This window comes from Pirellulimonas nuda, assembly GCF_007750855.1.
Classification (GTDB): domain Bacteria; phylum Planctomycetota; class Planctomycetia; order Pirellulales; family Lacipirellulaceae; genus Pirellulimonas; species Pirellulimonas nuda.
In genome coordinates, this window is sequence record NZ_CP036291.1 from 3,084,698 (window position 1) to 3,097,127 (window position 12,430).

Genomic DNA, 12,430 nt, shown 5'->3' on the forward strand with positions numbered 1-12,430 from the left:
GCTCCGACGAAAGCAGTTCATCCCGATACTGGGCTGCGAGGGCCGGCGATCATTTTTCCCAATAAGACCAAAGGCCGCGAGACACACTGGAATGAAGCCGCATCTCCAAGACCAACATCCTAGAACCACCCGCCGCGGCTTCCTCCGCACTGCCGCAGCCCTTACAGCGGCGCCGGGTTTCGCCCTGACGGCGCCCGCCTTCGCCAACCTCGCAAAGAACGACCGACCCCGCATCGGCTGCATTGGACTGGGCAGCATGGGTACCGGCGACGCGGCAGATCACGCTCGCTTTGGGGACGTCGTGGCGGTGTGCGACGTGGACTCGCTGCGACGCGAGAAAGCAAAGCACGACCAAGTTATTGGCAAGGGGCGTGCCGACAGCTACGCGGACTATCGGCGAGTCCTCGACCGGAAGGACGTCGATGTTGTGAGCATTGTGACGCCGGACCACTGGCACGTGAAAATCGCGATCGAAGCGCTCCTGGCGGGCAAGCATGTTTTCTGCCAAAAGCCCCTGACGCTGACGCTCGAGGAGAATCGGCTGATTCGCGCCGCCTGCAAGAAGCATCCCGACCGAGTTTTTGTCGTCGGAACGCAGCAACGCAGCGACCGGGACCGTTTCCTACGCGCCGTGAACATGGTGCAGCAGGGGCTGCTCGGGCGCATCACCAAGGTCACGGCCGGGATCGACGGCAGCCCGACCGGCGGACCGTTCACGCCGGAGTCGCCCCCCGAGAACCTCAACTGGAACGCGTGGCTCGGACCGGCGCCGCTGGTAGATTTCATGACGCGGCGCTGCCACTACGAGTTCCGCTGGTGGTACGAGTACTCAGGCGGAAAATTCACCGATTGGGGCGCCCACCACGTCGATATCGCCCTGTGGGCGCTGGGGCTGAACAAGGAGGGCGCCGGCCCCGTTGCGGTAGACGGATCGGACGCCCGGCACCCCTTGCCGATGAAGGACGGGTACCCCACGGTCGACAACTGCTACAACACCTCGCACGACTTCAACGTCATCAGCAAGTTCCACCAAGGACCCGAGCTGCACCTCACCAGCCGGGGTGACAACGGCATCCTGTTCGAAGGCGAAGAAGGCCGGCTCTTCGTGAACCGCGGCAAAATCACCGGCACGCCGATCAAGGAGAACTGGGACGCGGGTAAGTTTGGCGACGACCAGCTCCGTGAGCTGTACGGCAACAAGCCGTTCGAGGGCCACAAGGAAAACTTCTACCGGTGCATCCGAGAAGGGGGTCTGCCCGTTTCCGACGTCTACTCGCACGTGCAGGCGATGAGCGTGTGTCACCTGTCCGCCATCGCTGCTAGACTGGGACGCCAGATCGCCTGGGACCCCAAGAGCGAACAGATCACCGGCGATCAACAGGCGGCCAGCATGATGGCGCGCGTGGCGAGGCCCGGCTTTGAGGTTCAATCGAGCTAGGCGGCGTGGCGTCCTGCGACAGCTCGGTTTACAACCAGACGTGACGCGCTAACTCGAGGAATGCATGGACGACAAGAGGCGCCACGCGACGCTTTGGTTGCTTCTATTGTTCGGCGCTCAAACCGCGTCGGCACAAGACGTAGTGCTCTCGCCGGGGGACTCGATCGAGAATGTTGTCGCCAAGGCGGCATCGGTCCGACCGACTGACCGGCAGGTTGCTTGGCAAAGCGACGAGATCTCCGCGTTCATCCATTTCGGGATGAACACGTTCACGGACCGCGAGTGGGGCGATGGGGCCGAGGACCCTCGTTGGTTCAATCCAACAGAGCTCGACTGTCGGCAATGGGTGCGGGCAGCCAAGGCGGCCGGCATCACCCGGATGATCCTAACGGCGAAGCACCACGACGGCTTCTGCCTCTGGCCCAGCAAGCACACTGACCACTGCGTTCGCAGCAGCCCCTGGAAAAACGGCAAGGGGGACGTGGTTGGCGACTTCGTCGCTGCTTGCCGCGAGGAAGCGATGCACTTCGGCATCTACATCTCGCCCTGGGACCGACACGAGCCGACGTACGGCGATTCGCCGAAGTACAACCAGTACTTCTTGAACCAACTCGAAGAAGTTCTGACGGCATACCCTGGAATCCAGGAGGTGTGGTTCGACGGCGCGTGCGCGGAGGGTCCGAACGGGAAACGGCAGGAATACGATTGGCGCGCCTACTGGAAGCTCATCCGCAGGCTCGCGCCGGAGGCGGCCATCACCGTTCGGGGGCCGGACGTGCGCTGGTGCGGCAATGAAGCCGGTCATTCCCGCAAGAGCGAGTGGAGCGTCATCCCGATGCCGGGCGACGGGGCGTCCTGGCTGAGCTCGGACGCAGCCCTCGCCGGATTCACGCGCGACATCTACGGCGATGATCTCGGCAGCCGCGACGTGTTGATGCGCAGCAGGCTCAAGGGCATGAGGCTGGCCTGGTATCCGGCGCAAGTCAATACCTCCATCCGTCCCGGCTGGTTCTACCACGAGAACGAAGACGATCGCGTCCGATCCTTGCAGGATCTCCTGAACGTCTATTACGGCTCCGTGGGTGGAAACGCCCAGTTCCTGCTCAATATCCCACCGGACCGGCGAGGCCTGGTGCACGAGAAGGACGTCGCTCGCCTCAGACAGTTCGGGCAAACCCTGCAGGCGACTTATTCAAACAACCTCGCTGTCGGGGCGGAGGGGAGGCTCGAGGTCATTGGCGGCGCCCCCGTAGGCGACGTGGCGGCGCTGCTGGACGGCGACTCGAGCACCTTCCTTACCACCTCGGACCGGCCCGAATCCGTGGAACTCGTCGTAGAGTTGTCCGCCCCGCGGCGCGCCAACCGCTTGATGCTGCAGGAGCACATCGCTTCCGGGCAGCGGGTCGAGGCGTTTGAAGTGGAGCGGTATTCGGACAGCAAGTGGCTGCCGCTGGCCGAGGGCGCCGTGATCGGGCGCAAGCGTCTGCTGCGCTTCCCGGACGCCACCCTCTCCAAGTTCCGGGTCCGCTTCACAGGCTTCCGCGTCCGCCCAACCCTCGCCGGCCTCGGGCTTTATCTCGCTCCAGCGGCCTTGGCGCCGCCAACGATCAAGCGTGATCTCGCCGGTCTGGTGACCATCGCGACTCCCGAAGGGGCCTACGCCAGATACACCCTCGACGGTTCGATCCCGACGGACGGCTCGAGCCGATACGAAGGGCCGATCAAGATGCGTAGGGGCGGCCTGGTGACCGCCAAGGCGTTCCCATCTACCTCCGACGCAGTGGGCGGCGACTCCAATGACCTGGTCTCGCAAGCAGAGTTTGGATTGGCGAAGGCCAAGTGGAAGGTGGTTGATTGCGATTCGCAAGACGGCTCTGAAGGGGCAGCCGGCAAGGCGATCGACGACGATCCCACGACGTTCTGGCACTCGCGCTATCGCGACCAGCGCGACCCGATGCCGCATCACCTCGCGATCGACTTGGGAGAGCAGGTGACCATCGCCGGATTTATCTACGCGCCTCGACAGGACCAGTGGGAGGGTGGAATCATCCTCCGAGCGCGGTTTGAAGTGAGCGAAGACGGTGAGACCTGGATGGTTGCGGCAGACAACGTCGAGTTTGACAACATAGTAAACAGCCGCCAGCATCAAGTTGTCTCTCTGCCGACCAGCGTCACGTCGCGCTACTTCCGGCTAACAGCGCTGAGAACGGTGGGTGACGAAGACCTGGCCTCCGCGGCTGAGGTTTCTGTGCTCATCCAGTGAGAGCCCTCGCGTCCGCCCGAATGCATGGTGCGCCGCAATCAACCTTTCGGCGCAGAACGCGACGGCCGAAGCCGGGCCTTGATTGAGTGGAGAAGTCATTTGGGGCGGCGAGAGGGCCTGCGCTCGACGGGGGGAGGCATAAAAGCCCAGATTCTGCACTGCGGCGACTCGCTTCCGAAGTATCCCCCCAAAACGCTGTGCCCGTCGAGCAAAACAAAGGCTGGATCAAAGTGCCGCGGCGGTTGCACGCTTCTCTTACTTGCAGAGGTTACATCATTCGAGGCGGCTTGGAGGCTCAGCCAAGTCGCAGCGGTGGACATCACTTCCTTCCTTCCGATTTGGCCCCAGTCGAGGCGCCAAGAATGGACTAGCTTCGACGCCCCGGAGTCTCAGGCTATCTGCGGAGCTCTTAGCCGAGTCGGGACACCGCTGCGAGTTGGCCGTGCCGCCCAGCGGCCAGGCCGATGCACCCTCGGTCAGTTGGCCAATCGGCACTCCGACGCAGGAGAGCTGCACCGACGCGAGTAAGGCGAAGCGTGAACGGCGCTGATTGGGTCCGCCTCAGCAAGTCGACGTCCAAGAAGAGCCAAAGCGGCGAACCGACTTCAACCCCATGGCTACTCCGGTATGATCGCGTCCCTGTCGGGAACAACTTTGCTCCGATCCGGCGATGCGGCGTCCCCTCGATGGAAGGGAGCGATCACGCAGCCCGCCAGCTCATTGACATCAATTTGCTCCTGCGTGTCGATCGTGAGGTCCGCAGACAGCGGCGATTGATAGTGAAAGTCCACCCCCGGAAACCCCTTGATCTGCCCGTTTTCGGCGGCGGCATAGCGACCGGTGGTGTCCCGGGCCCGGCAGGCCGCAACCGAAGCGTCGAGGTGGACATGGAACACGCGATGGCGCCCGACGATTTCGAGGAACTTCTGACGCGTCGCCTCTTCGGGGGCGCAGAACGACGCGATGCAAAACTGTCCCGCGTCGTTGAGCAGCCTGGCCACTTCGGCGCCCCGGAGGAGGTTCTCGGACCGCTCTTCGATGGAGAACCCGAGGCCCTTGCTGAGTCCCTGACGCATCGACTCGCCATCGACCAACACTCCGATAGCGCCAAGTTCGAACAGCCGTTGCTCCAATTGCTTGGCGACGGTTGTCTTCCCGGAAGCGGGCAGCCCGGTCAGCAGCACGGTAAAGGGTTCGTGCCCATGCCTCTGCGACCGACGCTCGAGAGCGACGTGACTCTGGATCACGCGAGCCCGCTGGAAGTCCGCCAGCCCCTCGCCTGACTCGCCCGACACGTCGTGCTCGAGAAACATACCCGCGGCAAGCGTCTCATGAGTGATACGATCCACGAGGATGAAGGCGCCGGTCTCGCGGTTCCGCGCGTACGCGTCATAGGCGATCGGTTCATGGAAGCTCAGGGCGCATCGACCGATCGAATTCAGACCAAGCGTCTGAGATTGCTTTCGGTGCAGAGAGTTGACATCGACCTCGTACCGGAGAGACTCGACCTCGCCCACGGCTCTGCCGGCCGAGTTCTTGAACCACACCGGGCGGTCAAACTTCAGAGTCTGCTCCGACATCCACACGAGCATTGCCTCTGCGTGGCGTGAGACGTGCGGCCGGTTGCCCGGCCGACAGATCATGTCTCCGCGGGTGACATCGATCTCGTCTTCCAGCGTTAGCGTGCAGGACTTCGACGACGCCGCCTCTTCCAACGGACCGTCCATCGTCACGATGCTGCGGACCCGCGACCGTTTGCCCGACGGGAGAACGACAATTTCTTCGCCGGCGCGTATCACCCCAGAGGCGATCGTACCGCTGAACCCCCGAAAGGTCTCATCCGGACGGTTGACCCATTGCACCGGGAAGCGGAAGTCTCGCAGGTTCTGATCGGACCCGACGTAGACGGACTCGAGTTGGTGCAGGAGCGACCCGTCGGCGTACCACAGCATCTTGGCGCTCGGCTCGGCGACGTTGTCTCCGTGACGCGCCGAGAGCGGCACGAGGCGCAGGTCCGTGATCTCAAGCTTCGCGGCGAATCGCTTGAAGTCTTGGCAGATCGACTCGAAGGCCGCCTCGTCGTAGTCGACAAGGTCCATCTTGTTCACCGCAAGAATAACGTGCTTGATCCCGAGCAGCGAGACAATAAACGCGTGCCGTTTGGTCTGAGTCAGCACCCCCTTGGTGGCGTCGACAAGCAGGATGGCGAGGTCGGCGTTCGAAGCGCCGGTGGCCATGTTGCGTGTGAACTGCTCGTGACCGGGCGTGTCAGCGATGATGAACTTGCGTTTCTGGGTTGCGAAGTAGCGGTAAGCGACGTCAATGGTGATCCCTTGCTGCTGCTCGTCTTCGAGCCCGTCCAGGAGCAGGGCCGTATCAATTTCACCGCCGTTGGTGCCGTGCTTCCGGGACTCCGATTGAAGTGCAACCAGCTGATCGCTGTACACCGCTCCTGCGTCGAGCATCAGCCGACCGATTAGGGTGCTCTTGCCATCGTCGACGCTGCCGCAGGTGATGAACCGCAGGAGGTCCTTCTCGCATGGCTTCACGGTTAGGTCCTGTCGCGTGGCGGGGGTGGTGAGCGATGTCATGCCTATTCCTTCTTTCTGCAAGAGCGTGAAACGCGACTCGGGCCTAAGCCGCGGCGCCGGGCCCGACTCAGGTGCGGCTTTCAGAAGTATCCTTCTCGCTTCTTGCGTTCCATTGCGCACGCCTCGTCGCGATCGATCGCACGCCCCTGCCGCTCCGAGTGTCGAGTCTCGATCAGTTCTTGAACGACCTGCTCGATGGTCGCCGCCGCGGACTCCACCGCCCCGGTGACCGGGTAGCAGCCAAGGGTGCGGAAGCGGACGGTCCGGATCTCGGGGTGTTCACCCTCCACCAATCGCATCCGCTCGTCGTCAACCACAATCAGATCGTGGCCGCGCTGGACGACAGGTCGGGGTCTGGCGAGGTAGAGCTCCGGGAGCGGAACCATCTCCCGCGCGATGTACTGCCACACATCGAGCTCGGTCCAGTTGGAGAGAGGAAAAACACGCAGGCATTCGCCGGGTCGGCGCCAAGTGTTGTAGATGCTCCACAGCTCCGGGCGTTGGTTTCGCGGGTCCCAGCGGTGGCTTCGATCGCGGAACGAGAAAATGCGTTCCTTGGCCCGCGAACGCTCTTCATCGCGTCTGCCGCCGCCGATGGCGGCGTCAAAACCATACTCGGTGAGGGCCTCCTTCAGGGGCAGAGTGCGCATCACCTCGGTGTAGGCGTTGCTGCCGTAGTCGAACGGGTTCACACCCGCCGCCCGGCCCTCCTCATTGATCTTGACGATCACCCGCAGGCCGAGCTCCTGGCGTGCGTAACGCTCACGGAATTCCGTCATCTCGCGGAACTCCCATGTCGAGTCGATGTGCAGCAGCGGGATCGGCGGCTTACCAGGAAAAAACGCCTTTCGCATCAAGTGCAAGAGGACCGAAGAGTCCTTGCCGATCGAGTACAACAACACCGGGTTCTCGAACGCGGCGGCGACCTCGCGCAAGATGTGGATCGCCTCAGATTCCAAGGCGTCTAGGTGGGGGGGCGCTGGCCAGGCCTCGCCGCGCCCTCGTCCGCTCTGCGTCCGGTCGATTGATTGAGTGACCACGTCGTCGCCTCCTGGCGGATGGACCTGTGTTTAGTTGATGAGCGCCCGAAACGAGCCGTCCCGCGGATCGAAGGCCGTGAACACGCCACTTTCGGCGCGATAGAACAGGCAGTGCAGAGCAAGCGATCCCCTGGCAACCCGGTGCCCTACCTCATGGACGTTGACGAGCGACTGGACCTGCTGCGAGAAATCTTCCTGGGCTAGCCGCCGCTTCCGTTCTGATGCGCGGACTGATGCGAGCAGCGTGTTCTCGCTTTCGTCCGCCGCGGCTCGGCCAGCCAGTATTGGATCGCTCACGGGGACTCCCGCCGCTGAACTGCCGACCAGGACTACAGAGACCACCGCAAGTTCATTGATCGCCCAGACGACCGCGTCTTCGAGCGCGTGTCCTCCGCAGCTCCACAGATTCTGGGGCGCCGGGATAATTGCGGCGGACTCTTTTCCAAGGGCCTCGCCCAGCCGTCGCAGCATCAGAGGGTCATCGTCTGCGAACACGGCCCACGTAATTGAACGATCCGCCTGCTGGACGACCTTCTTCAGGTTCTGTACGAGCCGGTTGCCCTCATGGGGCTTGCTTGCTGCGACCATGCTGTCTCTCCGTTGTTGGGTGTAAGGCAAGGTTTCGTTGCCAACTAAAGCGGGGCTCGAGCGCTACGAAGCCAGGGACGGGACCGGTTCGCCGGACGCCATCGGCGCCTCGACCTCTACGCCAGTTCGTGCGTACGCCAAGTCGATCTCTTGCCAGGTCTTCTGAGGTGTGAACCGATGGAACGCTCCGGCGTCGATCGCGACGAGGTGAATCCACCCGTTGACGGCTAGCTGCTCAACGCCGCTGTGTCGCCTGAGGATGCCGGCGATCTGAGCCCGTGGAGCGGCGACCACCGACAACAGCCGCACAGGATCGTGTCGGTAGTGGACGCCGTCGTGGATCGATTCCCACGGCAGTCCCGTCTTGAGATCGCCCCCGTTTCCCGAGAAGGCGCCGAAGCGGCCGACCACGTTGTGGATCGTCTTGCTCCCGCTGCCGAAATGGCCGGGGTCGACCGTCGATGCGAAGTACTGAAGGTTGATCCAACTCCCGACGACCATCGGCGCCGTCAGGATCGCTTCGAGCACCTTGCCATCGGGGTCGGTCAGGTGGTCGTAGCTGTGCAGGAACGCACGCCCGTCAAGGTTGATCGACTCGGTCAGCCAACGCGGCGCCACGATGAACGCCGCGTTGCCGGTGAGCCCCCATTCGGGCCGCACCTCAGACCAGTCGAGGGCGCGGCGGAAGGGGTCGCTAGCCCTTTGAGTGCAGAGCAGCGGGAGCCGCTCCTGCCTTGTTTGATGCGCAGCTGTCTCGGCCGCCGCGCAGAGTTGCGCAACGTCTGGTTGGTGGGACGGGGGGACTAGGTCGAGGTCGAAAAAGCTGATCTGGTCCGTAGTGGTGTTGTGCAGGCCCGCAAGAAAGTGTACCTCCGCGGGCAGATCGACTCCTTTGGCCAGCAGCCGAGATCGGACTTCTGGACGGTTGAGCAACTGGGCGGCCAGCCGCGCATTAGGCTCGCCGGAATGACCACCGCAGGCGCCGCAATCGAGACCCGCGGCGAGCGGGTTGTTTTCGGTCTGGGTCCCGTGGCCGCAGAAGACGACGAGCCTAGCGAAGCCCTGAAGCAGCCCCATGCCGGCAAGGATCGACCCTGCCAGGTCCGCCTGCCGATCTAGCGTCAATCCCTGCGAATCCAGAACCGCCAGGTCGGGCCCCAGCCGGCTGCGCTGCTCCTTAGCAGCACCGTCGCAACGCGGATCAAGAGAACCAGACGGGATCGGGGCGACACGTTGTAGCAGCTTGAAGCCGAAGAGCACGCCGGTAGCTTCGACAAACGCGAAGGCGCTGACCGTAGCGGTTTGGAACCGCTTCCAGGATTTGCGTAGGGTCCGCACGAAGCCCCTCCGAGCGACGACCGTCTGCTGCTGATCGGCCGCTACGCCCCGGACCTGCTCGACCACCCTGAACTGAGGTCGGACGAGCACGGGCAATTGGTTGGTCGCCGCCGATTCGCCGAGCCGTTCGTAAGCGAATGGGATCCCAAAGAAGCCGGCGAAGCCGATCGTTTCGATCTGATCGTTGGTCCCCTCTAGGTGACGACGGACCCGTTCCGAACGCACGTCGATGCAAAACGCAACCTGGGCGAGTTTACGCCTGGCGGCGGCTCCACCCCCTGCGACGACCTCCGCCGCGGCGTCACCAAGAGAGGCTGCGGAAGACTCTGCCAGCCGACAGAGAATGCGGTTTCGGTAGCCAAGCTCGTTGGCTCGCATCAAGGCGTAGCGCACGAGCCCATGATTCGGCGTTCCTCGATGGTCGCGCGCGGTCGCTGCGGCGCCCGACCGGTGCGTTTCGAGCACCGCCGACACGTCCATCGCGAAGTCAAACTGCTCCGACAGAGTGACATCGTAGGCCAGCCTTATCGCGAGCAGCCCGATCAGGTCGTCGCCTTGACCGTCACCCACCCGCGCCTCACCCCCCTCGACCCAGGCCGACTGATACTGAGCCCATGCGCTCCAGCCCGGCAATTCGTACGCCAAGCAGAGCAGATAGGACGGCCAAAGCTGTGAAGGCACGCCGGATGCTTCCAGCAGTTGGGCGCACGCAGCCGCTGGCTCATTCGGCAGCCTCTCGGCCAGCGCACGCACGCCCCGCAGCCCGAGGATCTCCATTCTCCGGTCGTGCCGCATCGCCGATCGCCACGCCCTGTACAGCGACAGCTCTTTCCACGGGCTTTGCCACGACGCCTGACCCCGGTCGTAGTGAGCGGCGCAGTGCTTGCCGATCTCTTCGTGGATCCTAGCGGTCCACGAGGCTCCCGCGTGTTGGTCGAAGGCCCCAGATATCGACCGAAGGCGGGGCGAACGCTCCGAGGGTTCGGTCGCGTCGGTGTCGACCTCTTCTGACCACCGGCCCGTTAAGACGCGTTCAAGGTTTTTGCTTGTCAGCAGCTCGGCGTCCTGCACTCCGTCGTCGACCAACTCGTCGATCGCTGACGCGATCTCTGCTCGGCCGAAGCTCCCTTCCTCAAACCGCTGTCGGTAGTAGTCTACCGACATCAGCAGTTCGCAATCGGAGAAGCCCTGCAAGCGCTCGCGTGCTTCCAAGAACTTTGCATTCGTGAGGCCAAGGTATGGATTGACGGCGACGTAGTCGGCGAGCGGCCAAACCGGTGCGATGGTCTGAGCCACGACGCGGCAAGCGTCTGTGCTCAACTTGGCGATGTCGCTAGCCTGCCCAGTTGGCAGCGGTTGCTTGAACGCCCGTTCCAGATTCTTAATGCTCATGCTTCTGCTCAGTTTGGGTTAGCGATGGCTTGGAGTCCGCGTCCCTACATGCGGTGCGTGAGGAGGCCCCACAGACGCATTACCACGGCGTCGGCGTAGAATCCGTTCAGGGCGTGAACGTAGAAGGCTTCACGCCACCGGAGACCCGCCTGGGACCTCAATGCAACCTGCAGGGCGGCGAGCCCGATGAAGGCAGACACCACGATCCATCCGGCGAAGACGGCCGTGGCGCCGGCTGGAGGCTGGGCGACGTAGCTTCCCACGAGACCGTCGATCGCCTGGTAGCCGCCGATGTACAGCGCCGCGACGACGGCGGCGGCTACGGCCGCCGTGCCTCGGCCCTTTTGGGAGCGGATCGCCATCGACTCCCACAATCCCATCGTCAGAGCGAGGCAGAAGACCATAGCCAGGGCGTACCCCCCCGGCTTGGCGGCAAGATCGAAGCCGAGCAGCCAGGCGATCGTCCCGCAACCGATGACCACCGACGCCGCGACGACGGGCAAACGCGCGAGCCTTGCCTGAGGAGACGCATCGAGCGGCTCTGCGCCTCGGGCGGCGTGCTCTTCCTTGAGCACGTTGCCGCTGTTGAGGAAAGCGTACGCCTTGTACAGCGAGTGGGTGACGAGGTGGAGCATTGCCGCCGAGAAGGCGCCCAGACCGCACTGCAGCATCATGAAGCCCATTTGCGCGACTGTGGAATATGCGAGCCCCTTCTTCACGCTTGATTGGGTCAGCATGACCACCCCCGCGTAACTGGCGGTTGCTGTCCCGACGATGGCAAGCATGTCGAGGGAGGCCGGCGCATGGACGACGAGTGGACTCAGCCGGATGATCAGATAGCCGCCGGCGTTCACAACGCCTGCGTGCATCAACGCCGAGACCGGAGTGGGGGTCTCGAGCGTCTCGGGGAGCCAACTGTGCAACGGGAACTGGGCCGACTTGGTGATTCCTCCGAAGACCACTAACCAGCCAATCCACGTCAAGCTGTACGTGCGATCCGGCGAAAGGTTTTGATCCGGCGCGATGGCGGCAAAGATGGCCGACAGATCGAAGGTCTCAAACTCGCCAAACGCGAGCAGCAGGGCCGCGATTAGGAAGAGGTCGCCAACGCGGCTGATGGCGAACTTCGTCCACGCGGCCCGCTGGGCGCCGGCCCGGCCGGGCAAGAATAGCAGCAAATGGTGCAGCGAGAGGCTGGTGGCTATCCAGGCGCCGACGAGCATTAGCAGGTTGCCCGAAAGCACAAGCAGCGAGACGCTACCGATGGTGGCGGCTACCCAGCGGAAGTAGTCTCCCTGACGCGGATCGCCGTCGAGGTAGCGGATCGAGTAGCGACACACGACGAGGCCTACAAAGCTGACCAGCATCAGGGTCAGGCTCGAAACGCCGTCAAAGTACGCGCCGCAAGCGATCGGGCCCACCGGCGGCCACCTCAGTTCGGCGATAGGATCGACGGCGCCGCAGATCCGGCCCAGAACCCCAGCCGAGGCCAGAACAAACAGCCACGCGACGAGCAGCGTGACGGCTGTCCTGACCGCCACCGGGCGGCGGTTGCACCCGGACGCGGACGCCGCACAGAAGAAAAACAGCGAAAACGCCGAGGTAAGCAGCGCTAGCAGCAGAAGAATCGTCATGGTTCTACCGGCGGGGCGGGGAGGGATCGGGACGACACAAGAAGATTAATGCCGGAACTATACTTCGTCAATAAGGCTTCTGGTGTTTAGCCCGTTTTTTCCTTAAGATGGCGACACCGCTTGGGAGACCCCCTGCGGCTGCGGGC

Annotated in this window: 7 protein-coding genes; 2 read left to right on the forward strand and 5 right to left on the reverse strand. The window is 63.4% G+C overall.

Going from position 1 to position 12,430, the window contains the following annotated elements; translation table 11 throughout:
• Positions 1 to 91 precede the first annotated feature (91 nt).
• Both Pla175_RS12245 and Pla175_RS12250 read left to right on the forward strand, forming a co-directional pair.
• Positions 92 to 1,438, forward strand: a complete 1,347-nt coding sequence (locus Pla175_RS12245) for a Gfo/Idh/MocA family protein (RefSeq protein WP_145284927.1) — start codon at positions 92 to 94, stop codon at positions 1,436 to 1,438.
• 64 nt (positions 1,439 to 1,502) lie between these two features.
• On the forward strand, positions 1,503 to 3,701 hold the full coding sequence (locus Pla175_RS12250) for an alpha-L-fucosidase (RefSeq protein ID WP_145284931.1): 2,199 nt from the start codon (positions 1,503 to 1,505) through the stop codon (positions 3,699 to 3,701).
• Between the two features lie 617 nt (positions 3,702 to 4,318).
• On the opposite strand, the gene cysN is transcribed toward Pla175_RS12250, so the two are convergent.
• The 5 genes from cysN to Pla175_RS12275 form a co-directional block, all read right to left on the reverse strand.
• A complete protein-coding gene (gene cysN / locus Pla175_RS12255) occupies positions 4,319 to 6,292 on the reverse strand; it encodes a sulfate adenylyltransferase subunit CysN (protein WP_145284934.1) in 1,974 nt (657 codons plus the stop codon).
• An 80-nt stretch (positions 6,293 to 6,372) separates the two neighbouring features.
• Positions 6,373 to 7,317 carry a sulfate adenylyltransferase subunit CysD gene (cysD, locus tag Pla175_RS12260; protein WP_145292076.1) on the reverse strand — a complete coding sequence of 315 codons (945 nt, stop codon included), beginning with the start codon at positions 7,315 to 7,317 and terminating at the stop codon, positions 6,373 to 6,375.
• A 45-nt stretch (positions 7,318 to 7,362) separates the two neighbouring features.
• On the reverse strand, positions 7,363 to 7,920 hold the full coding sequence (locus Pla175_RS12265; protein WP_145284939.1) for a hypothetical protein: 558 nt from the start codon (positions 7,918 to 7,920) through the stop codon (positions 7,363 to 7,365).
• Positions 7,921 to 7,983: 63 nt separating this feature from the next.
• A complete protein-coding gene (locus tag Pla175_RS12270) occupies positions 7,984 to 10,650 on the reverse strand; it encodes a YbcC family protein (protein WP_145284943.1) in 2,667 nt (888 codons plus the stop codon).
• Between the two features lie 44 nt (positions 10,651 to 10,694).
• Positions 10,695 to 12,284: a proton-conducting transporter transmembrane domain-containing protein gene (locus Pla175_RS12275; protein ID WP_145284947.1), complete on the reverse strand. Its 1,590-nt coding sequence runs from the start codon at positions 12,282 to 12,284 to the stop codon at positions 10,695 to 10,697.
• Positions 12,285 to 12,430 lie beyond the last annotated feature (146 nt).